Consider the following 24,293-nt stretch of genomic DNA (forward strand, 5'->3'; position numbering starts at 1 on the left):
TTTTAGCTCTTTGGCTTTTACCTCTATGGCTTTTACCCCTATGGTGAAATAGCCTTCCACGCTCTTATTATTTTCTCTCTTTCGTGTCAGGGCCAATTATTATGCGTGCAGTAACGTATGATCCCGCTAGTGACGACTTCCAACTCAATGAAATGCCAATGCCTGAGCCGGGCCGCCATGATGTGCTGGTCAAGGTTCTGGCCTGTGGTCTCAATCCGGTAGATGCCAAGATCAATTTCTGGCATTCAGCAGCAGAAGGGATGAGCAATCAATGGGTTCCGGGGCTTGATGTCTCGGGTGAAATTGTTGCAACAGGCACAGCGGTGCAGGACTGGCAGATTGGAGACCGGGTGCTGTATCACGGTGATATGTTCCGCCCTCATGGTGGCTATGCCGAATATGCTATTCACGACAGCCGTACATTGATCAGTCATCCTGATTTGGCACCAGAGGCTGCGGCATCCATTCCCTGTGCCGGCTGGACGGCCTGGCGGGCATTGGTGGATAAACTGGCTATTGCGGGTCAAAAGAGTATTTTTATCGCCGGTGGTGCTGGCGGTGTTGGTAATTACGCGATTCAAATTGCCCGCTATTTTGGTGTCGAGAAAATTATTACAACAAGTTCAGCGGCAAATCATGATTACCTGGCCACGCTGGGAGCAACTCATCTGATTGATTACCGGCAGGAAGATGTTTATGCCCGGGTGATGGAGATGACTGACGGAGACGGTGTTCCGGTAGCACTCGATGCAGTGGGTGGTGATAATGATATCGTGACAGCCAGTGTGCTTGGCTTTGAAGGGCAGATGGTCGAACTGGTACGTACTGTCAGACCTGCTGAGTATCCGGATGCGTTTATGAAAGGGTTAAGCTTTCACCAGCTCAGCCTGGGATCGGGGCATCGTTATGGTGATGCATCCAGAAAAGCAATGACTGAGGCTGGCGTACAACTTGCCTCACTGATCGAATGTGGAAGAGTGGAAACTCCCCGGCTGGATACCATTGGTCTTGAGCAGGTTGGCGATACACTCAAGATGATTCGACAGCAGCGAACCGTCGGCAAAATTGTAATGAAACTGGAAAGCTGAAAAGTATAAGTGCGGGAGGGTAAAAGTATCCTCCCGCTGATATCAGGCTTTACGATTTTTTTGCCATTCAAATGGCTGAAACGCTGGGTCAACCGGTGTATCAGCAAGATGATTCACATAGTTGCTCATAACTTTCTGAGCGACACCCAATACAACTTCCAGAACCTGCTGCTTGCTGTAACCCGCTTCGAGAAAAGCGTCTATCTCTTTATCTGCAACCTGTCCTCTATTTCGAACCACACTCAATGTGAACTCGCGCAAAACTTCCAGTTTTTCCGGTAGTGATGTTTCGTTCCGTAATGCCTCGGTAATAGCCGGATCAACATTCATCATGCCAGCAATTGCGGTATGAGCAGGAACACAGTAATGGCACTCGTGTTCGACATTGATCGACTGCCAGATGACAGTCAGTTCATCAGCGTTGAATGAGCTTTTCTGAAACAGTCCACCCACGGCTTTGTATGCTTCCAGCAAGGAAGGGGCTTCAGCCATTACAGTGTAAAGATTGGGAATAAAGCCCATGGCTTTTTCAGATTCTTCGAGAATCTTTTTGCTGGACTGGGGCGCGGTTTCGATGGTGTGACGGGTAAACTCAGTCATGGCAGGATCTCGGTGGGTTATTGTTGTTATCGGGCAGATAGAAAGAAGGGCAGGAATTACCTGCCCTTTAGTGGAGATCAGTTGTGAGCGTGAAGCTCTTCATTCAGTTCCACGGCATTTTTCTTGGACAGGCACTCAATGGCACCGCTCTGGGAATTACGCCAGAACAGCAGGTTGGACTTGCCGGACAGTTCTGAAGCGCGCACAATCTTGACCGGCTTCTTCTCGTTATCCAATACAGTCACCTTGGCGCCGGCTGTCAGGTAAAGTCCGGCTTCCACGGTGCAGTGATCACCCAGTGGAATGTTGATACCGGCTTCTGCACCAATCAGGCAGTTCTTGCCAATGGATACAACAATGTCGTTACCGCCGGACAGGGTGCCCATGGTGCTGCAGCCACCACCCAGATCAGAGCCTTCACCGATCATGATGCCGGCAGATATGCGGCCTTCAATCATGCTCTTGCCTTCGGTACCGGCATTGAAGTTGATAAAGCCTTCATGCATGACGGTGGTACCTTCACCCACGTAAGCACCAAGACGAACCCGGGCAGTAGAGGCAATACGGACACCGGCAGGCACGACGTAATCGGTCATACGCGGGAACTTGTCGACAGAGTTAACCGCCAGTACTTCACCATTGGCGCGGGCTGCCAGCTGGCAACCTGGCAGCTCTTCCAGATCGATAGCGCCCTGGTTGGTCCATGCCACGTTCGGCAGCAGCGGGAAAATACCGGTCAGGTTGGTACCGTGAGGCTTGACCAGACGGTGCGACAGCAGGTGCAGTTTCAGATAGGCTTCCGGAGTAGAAGTCGGAGCATCATCGGTTTCCAGCAGGGTAATAACCCGTGGCTGGTCGCTGTCTTCGATAGCGGTCATGGCGGCAGCCAGCTGGTTTTCGCCGGCAGCTTCAAACACTTCTTCCAGTGCGTGACAGGTTGCACTGTCCAGCTCGATAGCCTGATTGCCACCATTGTAGTGAACGATTGATGCGACTTGTTTTACCAGCTCAGAGTTCGGATGCAGTACCGGTACCGGGTAGAAAACTTCCAGCCATTCCTGCTTGCGGTTCTTGGTGCCGATACCGACAGCCATACTAAAAAATGTCGTACTCATGCGTGGTATTCCTTGAGTCTGTGCGTTCATCATGTGTGATCCGGGGCAGCAAAACCGGACCAATCTATCAATTATAAAAGAGTAGTCGTGTAATCAGCGTCGCTGAATCCGGCACTCAGTTTTCCGGCTGCATCAAGAATGGGGCGCTTGATCAGGGAGGTGTTTTCCTGCATCAGGCGAATGGCAGAAGCTTCATCAATACTTTCCCGGTCTGCTTCCGGCAGCCGGCGCCATGTGGTTCCCCGGCGGTTCAGGACAGTTTCCCAACCCAGGGCATCACACCAGTTTTGAAGTGTGGCCGAGTCAATGCCGTCCTTTTTGTAGTTGTGGAAGTGGTATTCAATACCGTTGGCGTCAAGCCAGCGACGGGCCTTTTTCATGGTGTCGCAGTTGGGAATGCCATACAACGTGATCAAGGGTCTTCTGCCTGTTTCAGTGTGGTATTACTTTCATCAAGTACTAGATGAGGCCATTTTTATGATTATCAATAGCGGCTGTGCTCATCTTTTGCTGATAATACACAGTCAATCAGGGGCGGGATACAGAGCAGGAGCAAGAAATAAGCAGGGATGGTCATCCCTGCCTGGTGTGCGAGTAATATTGGTATTGCTCAGAATACGTAGGCAATACCTACCATCAGAGAGGTCTGGTGTTTGCTTTCAACCAGAGGGCTGTCGGTAACATCACTGCTGAAGCGGGTATAATCGGCAGAAGCTGCAAGCAGCCAGTTTTCGGAAAGTTGATAGGTGGCATTTACCTCCAGTCCCATCTCCATCCCGGACCCTGCTTTGTAAGTAGAAAGCAGGCTGTTTTTTGCGGCCTCATCTGCGTCAATTCCGAAGTAGTAATCGTTGTAGCCACTGCTGCGCCATGCGAGGTTGACACCGGGTTCGATACTCAGGCTTTCAGTAATGGCAAACTCACGGCTGAGATCCAGCTCAACACTGACACTCGATTCTGTATCGTTCAAAACCGCCGCTGACAGCTCAGCCCACTGCAAATCATAATCCAGCGCAAGGCCGTAACCGATACCGCTGTCACGATCATCAAGGCCGTCATAGAGTTTGCTTTTTTTATCGACGTCATCTTTTTCAAAGCCCTGTCCAAGTCCAAGGCTGATGACCGGAGAAAGACTCCAGTTATCACCTTTCAGCAGGGTGTAACCGGCTTTTTCACCCTGAATCCAGAAGTCACCATACTCCAGGGAAACCAGGGGCATCGGGCTGGCTTCTGAATTGATATCTTTGTAGAGGCTGCTTTCAAGGCCAACACCCAGACCCAGAATGATCGGGCTTTCATCGCTATCAGCCTGAGCCAGTGCAGGCATTGAGGATAAAGCCAGAAGGCTTGCTGTCAGGGCAACAGAGCGCACAGTCATGTTAGTTCCATCCGGTTACAGAAAATCTGTGCGCTATAGTTGCCGACAGGCTGTGATCAGGATGTGATGATCATGTGATCGGAGTGTGAAAATATCACTCTGATCAGGGTGCCGCCATGTTCTCCTTCCTGCCAGTTGTTGATATCGAGATGCCAGCCCCGGCTCTGACAGATTCGGGAGACGATATTCAAACCGAGTCCCAGACCGCTGGCATGGCCTTTTTGCCAGGGTTCCAGCATGGACGAAATCGTATGCTCCCTGAACCCCGGGCCACTGTCCCGAATCTGCAGGCTGTCATCATTTCCGGTGATCTCGATAAAACCGGAATCAGTATACTGACAGGCATTGCGAATCAGGTTGTCCAGCAATATGGCGAGCAGGTTAGGGGGTAACCGGGTTTTCAGCTCATCTGGTACTTTGTTAAACAGGGTGACTGACTTGCCTTCAATCAGATAGTGATGTTTTTCGAAAGAACGCATTACCAGAGAATACAGTTCCAGCATTTCTGAAGCCTCCTGATCTGATTCCTCCCGTCCAAGCTGAAGAAAACTCTCGATCAGATACTTCATGTCTCTTGTTGCGCGATTAATACGCTGCAGGGGACGCTGTAGTTTAGGACTTTTATCCGGTAGGAATGAAATCAACTCCAGAGCCATAGCAATATTAGTCACGGGGGTACGAAGCTCATGACTGGCATCACGCGTGAAATTCTTCTCCCGCTCAACCAGATGTTTAACCCGTTTTAACAGCGCATTGATATGCTCGGCCACAGAGCCTACTTCGTCCTGATAATAATGATTGGTTAACTGATGCTGGTGGTTGAAGTCGAGTGTATCCAGATCCTTTTTAAGTCGGGTCAAAGGTGCAACAACAAAATGAGTCACACCAAGGCCGGTAATTAAAGCTAGCCCGAGAGTAATCAGTCCTGATATCAGAATGGACAGAATAATTTTCCACAGGTTGTCGGTTTCACTTGAACTGAATCCGCTGATATCAACCAGATAGTAAAAGTATTCAGGGGCTGCTGCTTCTTTTGCAGGCAAGGGGGCTCGAACAATGTGCACAGCCTTCGGGCCATGTCTGTATTCATAGATCTTAAACCCCTGTGGCGTTGTCACGACATAATCATCGATAAGAGAGGAGTCGACTAATTTTTCCTGACCTGCCAGTGCAGGGTTCAGATGAGTAAGAATCTGCTGGTCAGTGCCAACTTGCCAGAGGCCTTCTGTATCAAAATGCTGCAGTTGCGATGGGTCCTGAAGGTATAGCGATCGCAAGTGTTCGGTATGACTGGCGATCTGCCAGTTAAAAAGGGTGTCTTCACCGGTTTCAAAAGCAATATTAAGGAAGAGTCCGAAGCAAATATTTACTGTCAGGGCAAAAATAATACAGGCTGACAGGATACGTAGTCTCAGGCTGTTAAACCGTTTCATCATTCGGCCTATCCCTGTTTTACCGCGATCCTGAACCCTCTGCCGGGCACAGTGTGGATTAACTGTTGTTCAAACGGTTTATCGATAAGTTGACGCAATTTGTAGATATGACTGCGAAGAGAGTCACTGTCCGGTAACTCTTCTCTCCAGATTTGATATTCCAGTGTTTCTCTGGATACAACACCGGGCGAGTTTTCCATTAATAACAACAGAAGCTTGTAATTGTTGGGCGATAGCTGAATTTCTGCACCATTACGACGGACTTCATGTGTGTCCTTATTAACCGTTAACCCAGCCAGTGAGAGTAAAGCGTCGTTTTGTTTCTGGAAGCGGCGAAAGATAGCCTGGATTCTGGCGTCCAGCTCCTGAAGTTCAAAGGGTTTGATCAGATAGTCGTCAGCACCACACTGAAAACCAGCCAGTTTGTCTTCCAGTGTGTCGCGCGCGGTCAAAAAAAGTACCGGCTTATTGTTATGATACTTGTCGCGTAGGGTCTGACATAGTTCAAGTCCATTCATTCCAGGCATCGAAATATCCAGAATAAACAGATCATATTCGTTGCGCGTAGCCAGATTCAGCCCGCTCAGACCATCGTAGGCAAAATCACAGCAGTAGCCCTGAAGTTCGAGATAGTCGGCAATGCTGGCGGTAATGTCAGCATTATCCTCAACGAGCAAAATTCGCATAACGTTTCCGTGATAGTGACCAAATCGAATTGAATAGCAAAGCTGATGTGAACAGTGTGTGATCATGAAAACACGCTCATCAGAGCGGAGGCTTCACATCCTGTTCACAGCTAACAGCATAGTTTTGAGCTGAATTTCAGGAACAGATGTAAATCAACATAATGAAAACGCTTAAACAGCTTTTTGCGATTGCGCCACTGGCGCTGGTTATCACCGCCTGCTCAGTCAATGGTCCTGACTCCGGGGTGACATCAACTAACCTGAAACAACATGAGAATTTCAGAGGGGGAGAGGTTGAATTTGCGGCCCAGCAGAACTGGTATCGTGAGCTGCGGCTTAATGACTGGAAAATATTGGGTATTACTGATGCTGATCTCGAGTCTGTGCTGCCACGGATTCAAGGCAAGGGTGCTTTGAGGGATACGATGACAGTATACGGTCAGGGACAGTGGACATATGAGTGGAGTCTGCAAGCGGCAGAAGTCGCGAAAAAAGCAGCAGAGGAAAAAGTGACTGATCTGGCAGCGAGACTTTATCAAAGAGCCTCGGCACTTTATCTGGTAGCGTCCTACCCGAATTTGCTGACAGAACCCGAGCAGCGTGCACTGAATCAGTCTGCCGAGTTATATATCAAAGCTGCAAGTCTGCGGGGAGAAAATGTTACCCGAATCACCATGCCGCTTGCTGCTGGTGGTAACATCACCGGTCTGCTTCACCTGCCGAATAAAGATCGTAAAGATGACAAACAGTCATTGCCGGTAATTCTCTGGACCGGTGGTGTGGACAAGACTCTGGTAGAGCACCACACCTCTATTCAGAAGTATGTTGATAAGGGTTATGCCGTTATCACCTTTGATATGCCGGGTGGTGGTTTGAATAAAGGGATCAGGCTTGAAGTGGGCCATGAATCCCGGAGTCATGATGCAGCGCTGCAGTACGTGAAAAATTCACCGGTACTTGATCAAGGCCGGGTTGCTGCCCTGACTTCTTCAGGTGGCGGTGTCAGTCTGATGGAGTTTGCGCTGAAAAATTCGCAGCTGAAAGCTGTGGTTGCACGCTGCACGCTGGTTGATGGCGTGCTGACCCGACCGGAACATTTACAGTTTGTACCCAGAATGAGTGTGGATTCTTTCTTTGCCCGCTTGGGGCACTCTTATGAAACAGTTGAAAGTCCGGGTACGATTACAAAACCGCTGTCCCTGAAAGCCAAAGGTTATTTTGATGGGCTGCCGAAAACTGATATTCCTTTGCTGGTTATTAATACCAAGGATGACCCGGTCGCTTCGCCGAAGGACATGAGGGCAACAGCGGCAATGTCATCCAGAGGTGAGCTGGCGTTTTATGGTGAAGCAGGTCACTGTCCAGAAGGAAAAGAGGCTGAAGAGCGGATCTATCAGTTTATAACCTTGAATTTGAGTGCCGGCTGACACCTGTTGTAGCGGCTTTGCACATCGAATTATTCTGAATAGCTGAAGCAGAGAGTATGCTCTCTGCTTCAGCTGTGGTTTCAAGTTGATGGCAAAAGCGCTCAGGCAAAAGTTACTCGAATAGCCGCGCCACTGTCATCGGTTTGTTTCCAGTTGGCAATATCCAGCTTCCAGTTTCGGGTCTGGCAAATGCGCTGAACAATATTAAGCCCCAAACCAAAGCCGTTACTTTTCTCTGTGCAATAAGGCCGTGCAAGATTCGATATAACAGACTGATCAAATCCCGGACCGCTGTGTCGGATTTCTATCCACGTGTGTCCGGCATCAAGCCATATTTTGCCGTCCGGGTCATGCTGGCAGGCTGTTCGAATAAGATTTTCGCCCAAAATAGACAATAGTTTGGGTGGTAGCCTCATATAAAGATCTTTGGGAACCACATTAATCATCCGGACATTTTCCGGCGCATGTATACCACCATTCAGGCCAATGGATGCGTTTGCCAATGTATACATATCGCAATGTACAGATTCTTCCTTGATTGAAGATTCTCTTCCCAAAACCGTGAATGCTTCAATCAGGCGAGCCATATTAGTATTGGCTCTGGCAATTCGGCGCAGGCCTTTTTTCAGAACAGATGTTTCAGGTAGTGGCTCATCCTGAACATTTTCTACAGTCATCGCGATGGCGGTTACCGGAGTACGCAGCTCATGGCTGACATCACGAATAAAGGCTTTTTCCCTTACAATACCTTCCCGGATTCGATCAACAAGCTGGTTGATATGACAGGCTACCGAGCCGACTTCGTCATGATAGTAATCAGTATCCAGTTTCTGGCTGCGCTGAATATCGAGTCGCTCCATATCCTGTTTTAATTGTCGCAGCGGTGCCATCACAAAGCGGGTTAGTAGCACAGCTGCCAGTACGGCCAGCAGAAGTGTGATACCTGCACCAATGGCTTGAACCAGACAGAGCTCCAGTTCCTGATCCGGGCTGACAGAAAAACCTGAAGTATCTGCAAAGTAGTAAAGGTAAGGTGAAGTGTCGTTTTTGCCAGTCAGTGGTGCACGAACGATATGCACCATTTCCCGACCATTGAACTCTACCTCGAAGATGGAGTATCCCTGCTTGGTTACTTCAACCTGGCTGTCAATATAAGGCAGTGAGGTAAGATCACCATCAAACTCTGTGATAGCCATTTCAGCTGGCAGGAAGTGATCAGCAAGATAGCGCTGTGCCTGTCGGTCATCGCCCATCACAAGTCTACCGTTCAGGTACTTCTTGAGCATTTCCGGATTGGCATAATGCATCTTGACCAGGGTGTCGGTCACTTTGGCAATATACCAGTTGAACTCGATGTCCTGGCTGCCCTCGGAAACTGCTTTCAGAGTGACGCTGTAACCGGTTATGACGATAAGGGCCAAAGCAAGGAAGGCACTGATAATACGTAGTCTGAGGCTTTTTATTATTGAAATCTTGCCCAGTCTGATACGGGGTGCCTGTCTTTTTTTTCTGGCCTGGTAGTCAATGGCAGAACCGAGTGTATTCATATTTCTACCACTCTTCGCATCAGCCTTTTGATAATGATGTAATATTCAAAAACGTCTTTTATGTAGTACACGACCGTATCCCCCCGATCTTGTTCTTGGTTAAACAGGGTGTTCTGTCAGGATAGTGACAGGCTGGTTCTTTAAGGTATTGCTTGCTTGGCGGGTATGTTTCAGGCACCTGCACATGTAGCATGACCGCGATAAGGCTCCGGCACTGTTCCTTCAGCTTATCCCGAATATCGTACGACAAGTGTTCATAAAGTACATGGCAGAGATCAAGAAATATGACTGTTGTACATGTATATATATGAATATTGCAGGTGAATGAAAATCACCTGCAATAATGCGGGTTTAAGCGGCGAAGACGGCGGGATCTGTAGCAGAAATTTTGATCCGGATTTGCTCGCCTTCCTCAAAGGATAAAGGGCCATTCAACTGGCAGTGAATTTTTGTGCTCTCTTCAAACTGAAGTTCATACTGGGTTGCCGCACCCGTAAATGTCTTGCTGATGACATTGCCCTGTATCGGGCTTTCCTGAGACCAAGAAAAATCATCACTGCGAAGGAGAACCCTGACTGATGCGCCTGCAGAATACTGGCGGGCATGCTTGCTGGTAATAACGCCCAGCAAGGTATCAATTTGCTGTTCATTTCTGACAGTACCAGGAATCAGGCTGCCCTGGCCGATAAAGTTGGCAACAAAAGGCGTCGCAGGTTCATGATAGATCTGCCAGGGTGTTCCCCACTGTTCCAGCAGACCCTGGTTCATAACCCCGATTTTATCGGCAAAGGCGAATGCTTCTTCCTGATCGTGAGTAACCAAGATGGCACTGGTGCCATTTTGCTTCAGGATTTGTCGAACTTCCCGGCTTAATTGTCGGCGCAGATCGGTATCAAGATTGGAAAACGGCTCGTCCATTAACAGTAGTGCCGGCTCAGGTGCCAGCGCCCGGGCCAGAGCTACCCGCTGTTGTTGTCCTCCAGATAATTCGTGAGGGTAACGGTTCTCCAGCTTCGGCAGCCCTACTAGTTCCAACAGTTGCTTGCCTCTGTGATTTTTATCTGATTGACCCTTGAGGCCAAAGGTCACATTGTCCAGCACAGTCAGGTGGGGGAAAAGGGCGTAATCCTGAAATACCATACCCAGTCCGCGTTGTTCTGGCGGCATCAGATATGATGGTGAAGCCAACAGGGTATTACCCAGTTTGATCGAGCCCTGTTGTACCGGCTCAAAACCGGCTATTGTCCGCAGCGTTGTTGTTTTGCCACAACCACTGGAGCCCAGCAGGGCGCAGATTTCACCCTGACCGATTTGAAGATCAATACCGTTGATTACAGTCTGTTCAGCATAACCACATTGAATTCCGTCAAGGGTCAGCAGGGGAGTAAAAGTGGTCATCAGGACAACACGTTACAGCTGGAACGAAGGCGCAATATTAGCGTATTTTATGGCTAAAATAACCCAGTGTTCTTGTCGGGATTTAGTTAGGATATATTTTGGGGTAGAATCGCGGCAACGATTTCAAGATGGCATCACGGTATCTGGTGCAACAAGCGGATACCGCGAGAAGACAGAGATAAGAGGTAATATCGAATGTCCACGGAAGTGATGGAACAAATCAAACAGCAGATCGAATCCAACGATATCCTGCTTTACATGAAGGGTTCTCCCAAACTGCCGCAGTGTGGTTTCTCTTCCCGTGCCAGCCAGGTACTGATGGCCTGTGGCGAGCGCTTTGCATTCGTGGATATTCTGGCTCACCCTGAAATTCGCCAGAATCTGCCAAAATACGCCAACTGGCCGACCTTCCCGCAGCTGTGGATCAAGGGCGAACTGGTCGGCGGCAGCGATATCATTATCGAGCTGTACGAAAAGGGCGAACTGCAGACCATGATCAAGGAAGCTGTAGGCAACGCTGACGAAGCGGCTGAGTAATTTCCGAAGAATGGTGAGCAGATATTCTGTTCACCATTCCATCTCATTCCGCCTGCATCATGGTGTAATTTTTTATCCCCATCTTTTCGATCAGTGATTGCTGCTGCTCCAGCCAGTCAATATGTGCTTCTTCTGCAGTAAGAATCCTGTCCAGCAAATCCCGGCTACCATAATCACTGTGACTCTCACAGATAGCGATACCTTCTTTTAAAACCGGTATGGCTTCAGTTTCCAGCTTGAGGTCATTATCCAGCATTTCCTTCGCCGTTTTCCCGATATTTAAAGCACCCAGTTTGCCCAGGTCAGGCATGGCATCCAGAAACAGAATCCGTTCAATCAGCCAGTCGGCATGATGCATTTCATCGATGGACTCATGGTAAATCTTGTCCGCCAGTTTGGTCAGGCCCTGATCTTTCAGGATGCGGGCGTGCATAAAGTACTGGTTGATTGCAACCAGCTCATTACTCAGTGCCTTGCTCAAGTGGGTGATGACATGCTTGTTGCCTTTCATGACAGAACTCCGGCCAGACTGATCGTGAATCAACTGAGTATGGTTGCTGGCTGTTCCTTGTCAAAGCGTAACTTATTGATTTTTAATGAATTATTGAGAATGTGAATACGTTGTATTTGTATTGGTTGGCATGTCGAACGTTGAAAGAAAATGGCTATCGGGGTCGATAGTTTTTTTCTATGAGGTGCCTAGCAAAAATTAATCGGTTTTTACGTTTTCAGGTGTAGGCGGCATCAAGCTGCGTGTGTATTATTACCCTGTCTTTCAATTGATAGTTGAGCCGTGCGGCCTTGAAAAAGGTCAATTCAAAACAGCGGCAGTCAGCACAAGCTATCAGTCTGAATCGCGTTTCTGCGAAAATTATCCGAACGAACAGGAGATTAATATGGCAGTTCTCGTAGGCAAGCAAGCCCCTGACTTCACCGTACCGGCTGTCCTGGGTAACGGCGAAATCGTTGACGCCTTCACCCTGTCCGAAGAAATCCGTGGCAAGTACGCCCTGCTGTTCTTCTACCCGCTGGACTTCACCTTTGTTTGCCCGTCCGAGCTGATCGCTCTGGATCACCGCATGGACTCTTTTAAAGAGCGCGGCGTTGAGGTAATCGGTGTTTCCATCGACTCTCACTTCACTCACAACGCATGGCGTAATACCCCGGTAGACAAGGGCGGCATCGGTCCGGTCAAGTACACCCTGGCTGCCGACATGACTCACGAAATCTGCAAGGCCTACGACGTTGAGTCTGAAGGTGGCGTTGCATTCCGTGGTGCTTTCCTGATCGACAAGGAAGGTAACGTACGTTCCCAGATCGTAAACGACCTGCCGCTGGGCCGTAACATGGACGAGCTGATTCGTCTGGTTGACGCGCTGCAGTTCCACGAAGAGCACGGCGAAGTTTGCCCGGCTGGCTGGAACAAGGGTGACAAGGGCATGACCGCTTCTCCGGACGGCGTAGCCAAGTACCTGAGCGAAAGCGCTGAAGAACTGTAATCGTTACAGTTAACAGCCAAGTGTGTTGAAGAGCCTGCAGCAATGCAGGCTCTTTTTTTATGTTGTATTTCTCAGTCTTTTTCCCGAAGACCGTAGTTTTTAAACTTTTCCAGCACCCGTTCCATTTCTTCATCGGGCAAAATTCTTACAGCATCTGCCTGCAGCAGGTTTACATACATATGCGCCATTGTTTCGACTTCAGTTGCCAGCCAGAGAGCACTCGATAAACTCCTTTCAGCCGCAATCATGCCGTGGTGTTCCAGCAGAATGGCCTGACGGTTTTCAAAGCCCTGCTTAACATAATCTGAAAGTTCGGAAGTGCCATAGGTTGCATAGGGTACGCAGGGAATATTATTACCGCCGGCAACACCAACCATATAGTGAATGGCCGGAATATCTTTTCCCATAATCGCGACTGTTGTTGAGTAAATGGCATGGGTATGAACAACGGCATTCAAATCCGGTCGGCAGTCATAGATAGCCTTATGAAAGCGCCATTCACTGGATGGCACGGTGTCTGGCTCACTGATACCGTTTTTATCGATAAAAACAATATCTTCAGGCTGTAGTGCTTCATAGGCAATGCCGGAAGGGGTAATCAGAAACCCGTCTTCAAAACGGCTGCTGATATTGCCGGATGAGCCCTGGTTGATACCGATCTGGTTCATTTTCATACAGCTGGAAATGATATCAGCTGCAATTTCAAGCCTGTTATTGCTATTCATTCTTACTTCACTGGCTGCTAGAAAAGAGGTTGTATGTCGAAGGTAGAGCTCAAGACTCTCTGCTATTAATTGACTTCAGGTTATCACATTCATAGTTGAAACGATGAGGTCAGGTATGGTTAAGCAAAGAATGAACAGACTGCTTGTTTTATGCCTTTGGCTTTTTTCAACTGTAATTTATGCGACACAACAGGCAAGCTTCACTCTCTACAACACTGAAACCGGGCAGTCTGAACAATATCAGGGTACGTATGAAATTGGGCTGAATGAGGAAGTTATTTTAACCGGTGTAAGAAAAATTGGCGTGGGTCTCCAGTTTACTCCCGGATTAGCATCTGAAATACAGCAATACTATGTCTCTTTATCGACAGGAGAAGAGCAGAGTTTGTGCTCAACAGGAGAGAGTGTAAAAGATATCAGCGCTATCATTTTAGAATTCTCTGGTTCTGGCGGAGATTTGAATTCAGTTTCTCTAAATATTGGTAAAATGAGCACTCTTCGAGTCAGTGTATTTTTACCTCAACCTATTCAGGTCTCGAGCACCAGTGTAGCGCTAGATGGCTTCCTCCATGTGAATGGTGCAGTTAATCAACCTTCCTTAGGTGCTGTATGTCTAAAGTATTTCAAAAAACCTGATTTCAGTGAAATGTTTATACTGGAAGATGCTGCGGGAAAAAAAGTGGCCCAGTGTGAGCTTTCAGCATCAACTTCACCGCGAAGAGCTACGGGCGCAGTAAAATCAATGAGCCCTTCAAGAACGAATAGTACGACTGTATCGGATGCAGACACCACTCAGGAGCGTAAACGAAAAGTGACACCGGCTTACATGGGAACGGTTACCTCAAGCCAAAAAGAACAGTCTTCGACTTTAAAAGAGATCATGGAAGAAGAAACTGATCCTACTTAGTTAATTTTGTAAAAAAGGTGCTGACTCATCTGTAAATTAATGAGCCTGCACCTTTATTCCGTTACAGCACCATTGCAGCCAGCCAGCCAAACAACACCAGTGGAATATTGTAGTGAATAAAGGTCGGAATCACGGTATCACGCATGTGATCGTGCTGACCGTCAGCATTCAATCCGGCGGTGGGGCCGATAGTTGAATCGGAAGCCGGAGAACCTGCGTCACCTAGCGCCCCCGCAGTACCTACAAGGCAGGCAACAGCCAGAGGTGAAAAGCCCAGTTGTAGTGCCAGCGGAACATAGAGTGTTGCAATAATCGGTACAGTGGAGAAAGAAGAACCGATTCCCATTGTGATAAACAAACCGACCAGCAGCATCATCAGAGCTGTAATAGCTTTGTTATCACCCACCAGTGCTTGAATCGAACTGACCAGTTCCGGAACAGCGCCAGTCGTACGTACTACCTCAGCAAAACCGGAAGCGGAGATCATGATAAAGCCACAGAAGGCCATCATTTTCATGCCATCAATAAAGACATTATCTGCTTCTTTCCAGTTAACAATTCCACCCGCCATCAATACGACGCAGCCGGCTAGAGCGCCCAGTGCCATGGAACCAAACTGAAGCTGTCCAACCAAGGTGGCTGCAATTGCCAGCAGCATCACAATGGCGCGTGCAGGAGAAGTTTTAGGCTGATCTTCAGGGTGAATACTGAGAGATTCTTCAACCCGGTATTCACGGGGTTTGCGGTAAGTGAAGAAGACAGCAACTAGCAGGCCTAAAAACATACCGGCAACCGGAATGGCCATGGCTGAAGACAGGTTAATAGCTTCAATATTCAACCCGTTATTTTTCAGGTTTGAGCCAAGTACTTCATTCAGATAAATATTACCGAAGCCAACAGGCAGCAACATATAGGTTGCAGTCAAGCCGAAGGTAATCACACAGGCTACAGCACGACGGTCAATATTCAGTCGACTGAAAACGGCCAGCAGGGGCGGAATCAGTAGTGGAATAAATGCAATGTGAATGGGCACCAGGTTCTGGGATGCCACGGCCATCAGCGCAATACTGCCCAGCAAGGCATAGGTCAGGGTTCTCTTGCGATCACTGCCTTTGTCTTTTACTTGGGCAACAATTTTGCCAGCCAGTAACTCAGGCAGTCCCGAACGGGACAGGGTCATGGCAAAACCACCCAGCAGGGCGTAACTGAAAGCGATACTGGCACCGCCATCCAGTCCGTCGGTAAAGGCATTCATGGTGGCGGCCATATCCAGACCGCCACTCAGTCCGCCAGCCAGCGCACCAAGAAAGAGAGACAACACAACATTAAGCCGCATCATGCTCAATACGAGCATAACACCGACCGCAATAACGACTGCGTTCATCAGAGTCAGATCCTGTTTTTTTGTGTACTATGGTGCCGTATTGGTTGTGGAAATATCCAGCAAGTATAAGTCAGTTATAACGGCAAATTTTATTCAGGGAGCGTGCCCGGAGGAGTCAGGCATAGAGGCTCATTGTTCGAAACGGATTTTCGATCAATGATGATGGTGATGGGTATGATGATGGGAAACGTGCACAGGAGTACTGGTTGTAGATGCAGGGCAAGTATTGCAGCAAGGCTGCCTTAATCCGGGACCATAACTATTGGCAATCATTATTGTTTCACCATCAATAAGTTACTAATGATCTCAAGTAATCTACAGGGCTGAATGAGCCCAAGTAGAACAGATCGGAGAATAGCGACTATAAGGTGTGTCTTTTGTTTTGTCCAGATAGTGGATAGGACAGAAACGGAACTTGCAGTTTTTTTGTAAGGGTTAATACTTATCCTTGGTCTTAAGGCTGCGTCTTGACGGGGTGATATGACAGGCATGTCAGTGCCTTTGTAGTTAATTTATAGAAAATTTTGTTTTATGCAGTAGTGAGTCTTTTTTCTGAACTATGTTCTCTCTTGGGCAGAAAATAATCACTACATACTGGTTAGCAAAGCGAATGTTATGTTTTGCATGAAGTTTATTTCCAAATACATTTTTCTCATCCTGCTCTCTCTATTTGCGCTTCTAACTCCTCCTCTTTATGCAAAAAAGCAGAAATTCAATTTCATTGTTATTCCCCGTTGCCTTGATTCAGCTATTTATTCGGCCGGTGCATGTGATAATGATGCTGAAAAAGATAATGACTCGGATACTGAATCGTTTGTTGCTATTGATGGAAATAATTCGATTGATGGTTCAGTAGTTTTAACAACCTATGAAAAGCAGGGCGGGTTTAAAACGTGCTTCTTGCCAAATCATTGGGCTTTACCAGCCAGAGAACCTGACAGCTCAGGTCGACTGGAATGGGAGATCAAAAAATCGGGCCCGATTATTATCTGTAGCTGGGAAGAGGATGTAACTGAAGAATCACAAGGGACTGCAAATCTAAGCGTTCATCGTTTGGTGTCTACAGACTGCGCAGCAGGTGAATATTCTCAAGAAAGCAAGATTGCTATTCCTGATGTATACAGGTTCGATCCAGAAAAAGAAAACTGTTTTATTAAATTCATTGTTTTTTCAGAAAACAGGACTGTCAGTGGATTTATCAACGGGAAGTTTAAAGAGTCACATACTATGCATCGTGTCATGACGTGCAATGATATTGATTTTTTAACCTTTGCCTATATGAGTGGTTTATCAAGAGAGGTATTGCTTGCTTCAGTTGAAGATAAAGTTAACCGGTCAGCAATAATATATTTTTTGCGAATAATGGATTATATCTTTTCTCAGCATGAATCAGAACGATATAAAGGGTTGTTCCTGCTTACTGACCCCAGGATTCAATGGAGCGATATTTATTTAAACTCATATGAAGGGCTGAAGAAATGGCAGTCATACATACCTGTTCCAGAGTGTATGACCGCGGGGTGCAGCGAAAAAACAGATGAAGATAGTGAGTTTGCAATTATCCATATGAGACTGTGTCCGGCTTTGGGTGCTCTTACCCAACTGTATGCTGCTACTCCAGATCTATCTCTACCTGCGGTATATCCTCTGATTATAGGGCTATGTGCAAAGCATAAACAAAATTATGAAACACTGAAATGGACAACGGCAGGTTACAGGGCATTTGTTTCCTTGTTGGGTGAGCCTCACGGAGTAGTCCTGCAAAGCCAGTTGTATAAAAGTCTTGAATTGCTTTCAGGGGCTGGTTCGGAGTTCATTAGAGTGACTCCCAAATGTATAGCCGTATCATCTTCTGCCCCTGTACTAACCACTGTTGTCGCCGTTAAAGAAGAACCCGTTGATACTTTCTCCCGGGACAAAGAACAAAGAATACAAAAAGAAAGTCTTGATGTGGCTGTTGTAACCTCCACGACAGATACGGAGCCCGTGCATACATCTACACCCAGTAGCACCTCGCACCGGTTAAGTCTAACCGATACTGTTTCCAATGCACCTGCTGTACAGATATCAACGATTACAACATCGTCTTCAATACCTTCAGTTACTACTGTTACTACATCTGGCGCTGGACAAAGTACTTCAGAGGTTTCAGTGGCTCATGATAAGCGCAGTGAGCTCGTTGATGTGACAGATTTAGATATTCGTTACCCACCGGGGTACCAGAAAGATGATGATGTTCTGGGGGAAGAGCTGAAGCCATGTATCACGCTGATGGAATTTGGACATGATACAGTTGATCTGAAACGGGTTTGTCAGTGGTGTAGTCAGATAATACCCGTTGGCAGAAGCATGGAAGAGCATTATCAAGAGCATGATGTTCACACCAAGCGTGATGTTTTTGAGGTTGAACTGACAGCACTCAATTTCGAACAAGAATTAGGTCAGAATCTAAAGCAGTCACTTGGCTTTGCTACAAGAAAAATAACAAATCCTGATCATCGGTGGAAAGTAAATACATGTGACTGTAAAGCACAATTCCTTAGCAGAGAAGCTCTGCAGTGGCACAAGGATGAGAGACACAGCCTGAAGTACCTCAAGACTACCCGGAGTGAAACAGCCACGTCTTCAACATCTTCAGCATCTTCTTTCGCTGGTGTGACTACAACGCCATCAACATCTTCTTCTTCGACTGTTGTAACTACAACACCCTTTACGTCGGCAGGCAAGGAAGGTTTAAAGCATAAGAAACACCACCACAGCTCATCTGGTCCTCTGCCAACCAAACCAGAAAAAGAGGTTGCTGCTCTATTAACAACCAGCAGTAGTACCCGTGTGGAGTTTTCCGGGGTGCCTGTGAACCTTGAATGGGTTTGTGCTTACTGCACTATGATTTTTGATGATATGGCTGGCTATGCTTCACACTGCAGTAAAAGGCATGATCATCTGGCTTATGATTGGCACAATAAGCACCGGCTGAATGCAGCAAATTATCGTAGGGTACTCAGTGCTAGCGTGAATCATAAAGGTGATCACCAGTGGGCTGTCTGGCGTTGCAAAACCCCGGGGTGTAATAACAAATATCTCAGTCAGCTTTGCTTAGATCGTCATATCGAGATAAGGCATTCTCGATTACATGGCTCTGCTTCAAAGCATACTTCTGCAATAGTGCCGACAGATCCTCTACAGCTTGCCATTGAAGCCTTGATGGGAGAAGACTGTTATATCTGTCCACGCTGTAGTGCAGTGCTAGTCAGCACGGCTATGTGCAAGCAGCATATCTGGACATTCCACCACAATTGGTATCAAAAGCTGAGAAAAAGTTCAGTGTTGCGATCCTCGGAAAATGTCAGTTCCGAGGACTTTATGTCTGGTTCGAGGTTAACAGCACTCTTGAAGGCGAGTGTTGAAGCCAAATGTGGCCGGCGAGAATTGAGTGCTGAAGATGTTGTGAAAAAACAACAATTAACTTCATGCTCACACCATCGTAGATTTGCCATTAAACCGTTAGCTGCAGTGTACTGCGCTACATGTTCAAAACATAACCCCGCATTTAAAAAGCAGCTTGAGGCCGAGAAAAAGAGGGAGCGAGATAAAGAAAAACGATACGAAGAAAAAAGTTCATCTCATGTTATGGCTGTCGGTAGTATCAAGCAGAGCCGAGAGCGTGATGAAACAAGATTGCACCACCATTCAAAACATCAGGTTTTGAATTCTTCCTCTGATGATACAGGAAGGCAAAGCCAATTAATGAATGTGACGTCGTCACCATCTGGTTTGCATGTAGAAAGATCGAGTCATGCTGCAGTTCATTCTCCAAAAAACACTAAGTCAGAAGATCATATTCCGCCACAACCAACAAAAGCCCCCAAAGCTGCCGCAACAGCTCATGAACAAACGATCTGGGAGAAAGGCGATTGGCTAACGGATTTTAGTAAAGCCAGGTTGCCTGAAAGAGAGTGCTCATGTCTGTCCCCTACAACGGAAAGTTGTCCCTTCAAAATTGAAGCCGACGATGACCTGACCGATGCATTTGATCCGGATCTGACCCACCACTTGCCTAAAAACCTGGAAAGGAAATATGCAATTTTTGACCGTTGTGGTGAAGGCGCGGAAGGGAATACTTACTTTGTCCATCCGATCAGCAGTATTCCGACTGAAGCTGACAAGGTGCTTGTACTCAAGTGTGAAAGTCACGCGCATTTCAGACGTCATCAGTGGCGTGACAGGCATGTTAATCTGATGCAGGAAGGTATTTTCAATCATGAAAACTTCGTGAATGTTCTTGCTCACGGTGTGTCAGGGAAAAACTACTTTCAGGTAATGGAAAGCCTGCCCATCGTATTGGATAACTATTTTGATCCGCCCTTTTCACATCTGGAAGTATGGTGGGTCATGCGGGGTGTTGTTTCTGCCATTGCTCATGTGCATGGCAGTGGTGTGGCATGGCGAGACTTGAAACGCTCAAATATTGGTATCGGTGCTGATGGTAAAGTTAAATTATTTGATTTTGGTACTGCGAAACGAGTTGCCCGGACACAAGGGCTGACCTGTTCTGTAGCCTATACCGGTGCTTATGCTCGTGGCTACCTTGTTACTGCAAAGGAGGAAGGTCAGGAATATTCCGAAAAGTCCATGTTTAATGCATTCGAACTGGATTGTTTCCTGATGGGGGTCCTGCTGTGTGAAATGCACACCGGCACGATCCTGTTTGGCCAGAATGAAGACTTTGAAGAAGATGATGAGCAGGCTCGATTTAATCGGGCAAGAGCAGAAATTAAAATTTTGCGGGATGGTAACCTTATTGATGAGAGTACATTAAAAGCTATCCTGATTTCTGTATATCAGAATAAGAATATTCTTCAAAAGCCTGAACACAAAAAATACCTGGATGATGAAATTGCATTTCTTTGCAGGTTGCTACTGCCTGGCCTGAACCAAACGGGTATGACCGCTGAAAAGATCTATGACCTGATTGACGACCCTTACCTTCTTAATCCTCCGCCTAAACAGGTTGTAAAGGACTGATATATGATGAGCTTGAAAAAAAGAATTGTATTGTCAGTTTTATTGGTTTCAGGGTTTATAATTTTCTCTCTTTCTTGCTGGGCGGGAGAAGAAACAGGCTGGCTAAGCCCTGTTCAGGTGAAAGACGAGGGTTCTACTCCTGTTGATTTCTCAAAACTGACTCGTTCTGCTTTTGTCATGGCTGCATTATCTGGTAAGAGCTCAGGCAAACATTATCAGACGGCTAAATTCAAATCAGGCTCTTTTGCCACTGCGACCCGTTTTCAGGATATGACGGCAATGGCGGAAATGGTCATAAGAGACAAAGTCTCACTGGCTGGTGCCCGATCGAAATATCCATCCTTTTGTGCGGCTATGGGAAAGAACCTGAACCCGGAAAAGGGTATCTGGGTTTCGGCTTATTTTGAGAAGCACTTTACCGAATGGTGTGCGGGACGATCATTTCCAAAGGGAGCCTCGGATCCGGAGGTTCAGAGAATGATTCAGACTCTGTACGATCAGGGGTTAATGCCTCTATGCCTCAAAATATGTAACCCGCTTCAGCTTCGTTATGTGCTGGATCAATTTTATGAGAATCGAAACAAGCCGGGTTTCTGGTTTAATTTCGAAGAATGTGAACCGGATAGCCTTCGGTTTTTGCATGCTTTTATGCTTCATTTCAAGGCAATCAGTGGTCATTTGTTATTGACTGTAATGAAATCTCTTTCCGGCTCTAAGCAATCGGTATTGCTTTTTGCCAGCACTCCCTTGTTTTTTCTGCAAACAACCTTTTATCGTAACGGAAGTCCTGCTGCAGGTACTGTTAGAGCTCCCTTACAATCTCAGGCTGCTGCCGGGGGAAGTGAAAATGAGAAGGGAGAGAATATTGAAGAAGGTGAGTCTTTCACTACCCAGCTGATGCGGGTACATGATAGCGCAGAAGATCAGAGTCGATTATTGCCAAGAGAGCATCCACAAATTCAGCAGATGCTTGATGTTGTAGATGCCAGTATTGAAGAATTCACATTCCTTTATGATCAGGCAGCTGATTTGCTGTGTGATGATATTAAGTTAGCTGAGAAGGAAAGAGGGGGGACAGATACCTGTGACCGCCGTCAATGTGTCGGACTTTTAATTCATTCCATATTGCATCAGCGAGCCTTGTTATTAACGATGGCCGGTGCCCCCTGTACCCGAAAAGTGCATTTGTCAGCAGATGTCAGGAAATGGTTAAGATCCTTTTTAAAAGATCCATTCCAAAAAACGGGGCACCAGATGAAAAGCTATCTGGCACTGGCTGCCCTGGCTGAATTTCCGGAACTCATTGTTCCTGTGGCTCAGCTTCACAGTGCTGTTATGGCAAAGATGCAGAAGGACGGAACGGCTCCTGGTCACATCTGGTATTGCAGGGAGAGTGTTGTGTTGGTGCAATGGCTCTCCGGTTTAAGACCTCTTGCAGACAGGGTCATCAAGGGACAGGAGCCTGATCCTGGACCACGTTTCAAAATAATGCTGAATGCTTACTGGCAATTAACTGTTGCTTCCTCCGCAATAAAATATAGAACTGACCCGGCAGAGCGCGCAGTTGTTGTTGCGTGTGATGAGTCATCATTTTTATACAGGGTTGCCAGAGAGAAGCTGGTTATGTGGGATGTCGAGGGTGGTGAAGCTTCACGAATCGCATCCTATATCAAGCGTAAATTTGATGAAAGTGAGCAAATGTTTACCAGTGGAAGTGCTGTTTCTGCACTCCAGGATATAGAGAAAATGCTGGCTGATAATGGTATTGAAGGAGACCATACAGTACTGGCCAGAATGATCTATTCAGCACAGGAAAACTTCAAGGACAGTCTGGCCTCAGTTTCTGGTCGATCCAAAGAAAAGAAAACAAGGACGCTGACAGATTAAGACATTACGTTGTTACCGGAATGAGTAAAAACTCATTCCGGCTGACTACTGAAAATATTATCAGTGTTCCCGCGTTGTCCGGAAGGTCACATCCGGATGACGCTCTTCCGCCAATGACAGGTTAACCCGTGTCGGAGCCAGGTAGGTCAGGTGGCCACCACCGTCAATCGCCAGGTTTTCCGCACACTTGCGCTTGAATTCTTCCAGCTTCTTCGGGTCGTCACATTCAACCCAGCGAGCAGTGTTTACATTGACTGCTTCGTACAGGGCTTCAACCTTGTACTCGTCTTTCAGACGACGCATAACTACATCAAACTGCAGGCTACCCACCGCACCCAGAATCAGATCGTTGTTTTTGGTCGGCATAAACAGCTGGGTTGCACCTTCTTCGGACAGCTGTTGCAGACCTTTTTGCAGCTGCTTCAGTTTCAGCGGATCTTTCAGACGCACCCGGCGGAACAGTTCCGGCGCAAAGTGAGGAATACCGGTGAACTTCACCATATCACCCTGGGTGAAGGTGTCGCCGATCTGAATGGTGCCGTGGTTATGCAGACCGATAATATCACCGGACACGGCTTCTTCTACATGAGAGCGGTCGCCGGCCAGGAAGGTTACCGCGTCGGCAATTTTTACATCCTTACTGATCCGCACATGTTTCATCTTCATATTGCGGGTGTACTTGCCGGAGCAGATACGCAGGAAGGCAATCCGGTCACGGTGTTTCGGATCCATATTGGCCTGGATCTTGAAAACAAAGCCACTGAACTTGCTTTCATCCGCTTCAACAGTGCGGGCATCCGTTGTGCGAGCCAGCGGTGCAGGTGCCCACTCGACGAAATCGTCCAGCATTTCCTTAACACCGAAATTGGACAGCGCAGTACCAAAGAACACCGGTGTCATTCGGCCGGCACGGTACTCTGTCAGATCAAATTCATGGCTGGCACCACGAACCAGTTCAATTTCATCTACCAGCTCTTCATGCAGATCTTCGCCCAGCAGCTCTTTGGCCGCGTCGGACTCAATACCTTCAATACGGATATCATCCGGAATACGGTCACCCTGTCCCGGAGTGAAGACATGAATGGTGTCGGTGTAGAGGTTGTAAACACCCTTGAAGTTCTTGCCCATGCCAATCGGCCAGGTGATCGGGGCGCACTGGATTTTCAGGATCTCTTCGATCTCATCCATAACCTCGATGGAGTCACGCACTTCACGGTCCATCTTGTTGATGAAACTGAATATCGGCGTATCACGCATCCGGCACACATCCATCAGCTTGATGGTGCGGTCCTCGACACCCTTGGCGCCGTCGATCACCATCAGGCAGCTGTCGACCGCAGTCAGGGTGCGATAGGTGTCTTCAGAGAAGTCTTCGTGTCCCGGAGTATCCAGCAGGTTAACCATGCGGTCACGGTAGGGGAACTGCATCACGGAGGTGGTGATGGAGATACCGCGTTCCTGCTCCATCTTCATCCAGTCGGAGGTTGCCATCCGGCCGCTTTTACGACCCTTTACGGTTCCGGCCATCTGGATTGCGCCACCGAGCAGCAGCAGTTTTTCGGTAATCGTGGTCTTACCGGCGTCAGGGTGCGAAATAATGGCGAAAGTGCGACGCGTTGCAACTTCGGTAGCGAAATCGGTCATGGTACCTCTGTCA

The 24,293-nt window shown here is 47.5% G+C and carries 19 protein-coding genes; 7 read left to right on the plus strand and 12 right to left on the minus strand.

The window, feature by feature from the left end; genetic code table 11:
• Positions 1-101: 101 nt before the first annotated feature.
• Complete coding sequence (locus ACYZZ0_RS19595) at positions 102-1,088, plus strand: zinc-binding dehydrogenase (RefSeq protein ID WP_461538354.1); 987 nt, start codon at positions 102-104, stop codon at positions 1,086-1,088.
• Between the two features lie 42 nt (positions 1,089-1,130).
• On the opposite strand, the gene ACYZZ0_RS19600 is transcribed toward ACYZZ0_RS19595, so the two are convergent.
• From ACYZZ0_RS19600 to ACYZZ0_RS19625, 6 genes are all read right to left on the minus strand, one after another.
• On the minus strand, positions 1,131-1,688 hold the full coding sequence (locus tag ACYZZ0_RS19600) for a carboxymuconolactone decarboxylase family protein (RefSeq protein ID WP_461538355.1): 558 nt from the start codon (positions 1,686-1,688) through the stop codon (positions 1,131-1,133).
• A 77-nt stretch (positions 1,689-1,765) separates the two neighbouring features.
• Positions 1,766-2,803, minus strand: a complete 1,038-nt coding sequence (gene dapD, locus ACYZZ0_RS19605; RefSeq protein WP_461538356.1) for a 2,3,4,5-tetrahydropyridine-2,6-dicarboxylate N-succinyltransferase — start codon at positions 2,801-2,803, stop codon at positions 1,766-1,768.
• Between the two features lie 71 nt (positions 2,804-2,874).
• The gene (locus ACYZZ0_RS19610; RefSeq protein WP_461538357.1) at positions 2,875-3,219 is read right to left on the minus strand and encodes an ArsC family reductase; all 345 of its coding nucleotides are present in this window, start codon (positions 3,217-3,219) and stop codon (positions 2,875-2,877) included.
• Between the two features lie 194 nt (positions 3,220-3,413).
• A complete protein-coding gene (locus tag ACYZZ0_RS19615) occupies positions 3,414-4,181 on the minus strand; it encodes a MipA/OmpV family protein (RefSeq protein ID WP_461538358.1) in 768 nt (255 codons plus the stop codon).
• 56 nt (positions 4,182-4,237) lie between these two features.
• Positions 4,238-5,617, minus strand: a complete 1,380-nt coding sequence (locus tag ACYZZ0_RS19620; protein ID WP_461538359.1) for a sensor histidine kinase — start codon at positions 5,615-5,617, stop codon at positions 4,238-4,240.
• A gap of 5 nt (positions 5,618-5,622) precedes the next feature.
• Positions 5,623-6,300, minus strand: coding sequence for a response regulator transcription factor (locus ACYZZ0_RS19625; protein WP_461538360.1), 678 nt, complete (start codon positions 6,298-6,300; stop codon positions 5,623-5,625).
• 161 nt (positions 6,301-6,461) lie between these two features.
• On the opposite strand from ACYZZ0_RS19625, the gene ACYZZ0_RS19630 reads away from it, so the two are divergent.
• Positions 6,462-7,727: an alpha/beta hydrolase gene (locus ACYZZ0_RS19630; RefSeq protein WP_461538361.1), complete on the plus strand. Its 1,266-nt coding sequence runs from the start codon at positions 6,462-6,464 to the stop codon at positions 7,725-7,727.
• 101 nt (positions 7,728-7,828) lie between these two features.
• On the opposite strand, the gene ACYZZ0_RS19635 is transcribed toward ACYZZ0_RS19630, so the two are convergent.
• Positions 7,829-9,274 carry a sensor histidine kinase gene (locus tag ACYZZ0_RS19635; RefSeq protein ID WP_461538362.1) on the minus strand — a complete coding sequence of 482 codons (1,446 nt, stop codon included), beginning with the start codon at positions 9,272-9,274 and terminating at the stop codon, positions 7,829-7,831.
• Positions 9,275-9,625: 351 nt separating this feature from the next.
• Positions 9,626-10,672: an ABC transporter ATP-binding protein gene (locus ACYZZ0_RS19640; protein ID WP_461538363.1), complete on the minus strand. Its 1,047-nt coding sequence runs from the start codon at positions 10,670-10,672 to the stop codon at positions 9,626-9,628.
• A 195-nt stretch (positions 10,673-10,867) separates the two neighbouring features.
• On the opposite strand from ACYZZ0_RS19640, the gene grxD reads away from it, so the two are divergent.
• On the plus strand, positions 10,868-11,209 hold the full coding sequence (gene grxD / locus ACYZZ0_RS19645) for a Grx4 family monothiol glutaredoxin (protein ID WP_461538364.1): 342 nt from the start codon (positions 10,868-10,870) through the stop codon (positions 11,207-11,209).
• Positions 11,210-11,252: 43 nt separating this feature from the next.
• On the opposite strand, the gene bfr is transcribed toward grxD, so the two are convergent.
• Positions 11,253-11,720, minus strand: coding sequence for a bacterioferritin (bfr, locus tag ACYZZ0_RS19650; protein ID WP_461538365.1), 468 nt, complete (start codon positions 11,718-11,720; stop codon positions 11,253-11,255).
• A gap of 385 nt (positions 11,721-12,105) precedes the next feature.
• Here bfr and ACYZZ0_RS19655 point away from each other — a divergent pair, with 385 nt between their 5' ends.
• Positions 12,106-12,708: a peroxiredoxin C gene (locus ACYZZ0_RS19655; RefSeq protein ID WP_461538366.1), complete on the plus strand. Its 603-nt coding sequence runs from the start codon at positions 12,106-12,108 to the stop codon at positions 12,706-12,708.
• Positions 12,709-12,779: 71 nt separating this feature from the next.
• Here the strand turns inward: ACYZZ0_RS19655 and ACYZZ0_RS19660 are convergent, their stop codons facing one another.
• The gene (locus ACYZZ0_RS19660; protein WP_461538367.1) at positions 12,780-13,433 is read right to left on the minus strand and encodes an L-fuculose-phosphate aldolase; all 654 of its coding nucleotides are present in this window, start codon (positions 13,431-13,433) and stop codon (positions 12,780-12,782) included.
• Positions 13,434-13,548: 115 nt separating this feature from the next.
• On the opposite strand from ACYZZ0_RS19660, the gene ACYZZ0_RS19665 reads away from it, so the two are divergent.
• The gene (locus tag ACYZZ0_RS19665; protein ID WP_461538368.1) at positions 13,549-14,340 is read left to right on the plus strand and encodes a hypothetical protein; all 792 of its coding nucleotides are present in this window, start codon (positions 13,549-13,551) and stop codon (positions 14,338-14,340) included.
• A 61-nt stretch (positions 14,341-14,401) separates the two neighbouring features.
• Here ACYZZ0_RS19665 and ACYZZ0_RS19670 read toward each other — a convergent pair whose 3' ends face one another.
• Positions 14,402-15,724: a Na+/H+ antiporter family protein gene (locus ACYZZ0_RS19670; RefSeq protein ID WP_461538369.1), complete on the minus strand. Its 1,323-nt coding sequence runs from the start codon at positions 15,722-15,724 to the stop codon at positions 14,402-14,404.
• Positions 15,725-16,348: 624 nt separating this feature from the next.
• Here ACYZZ0_RS19670 and ACYZZ0_RS19675 point away from each other — a divergent pair.
• Both ACYZZ0_RS19675 and ACYZZ0_RS19680 read left to right on the plus strand, forming a co-directional pair.
• Positions 16,349-20,749, plus strand: a complete 4,401-nt coding sequence (locus tag ACYZZ0_RS19675) for a protein kinase domain-containing protein (protein WP_461538370.1) — start codon at positions 16,349-16,351, stop codon at positions 20,747-20,749.
• Between the two features lie 177 nt (positions 20,750-20,926).
• A complete protein-coding gene (locus ACYZZ0_RS19680; protein WP_461538371.1) occupies positions 20,927-22,636 on the plus strand; it encodes a hypothetical protein in 1,710 nt (569 codons plus the stop codon).
• A 60-nt stretch (positions 22,637-22,696) separates the two neighbouring features.
• On the opposite strand, the gene ACYZZ0_RS19685 is transcribed toward ACYZZ0_RS19680, so the two are convergent.
• Positions 22,697-24,280, minus strand: a complete 1,584-nt coding sequence (locus ACYZZ0_RS19685) for a peptide chain release factor 3 (RefSeq protein ID WP_461538372.1) — start codon at positions 24,278-24,280, stop codon at positions 22,697-22,699.
• Positions 24,281-24,293 lie beyond the last annotated feature (13 nt).

This window comes from Spongorhabdus nitratireducens, assembly GCA_947387575.1.
GTDB lineage: Bacteria > Pseudomonadota > Gammaproteobacteria > Pseudomonadales > Endozoicomonadaceae > CANDOC01.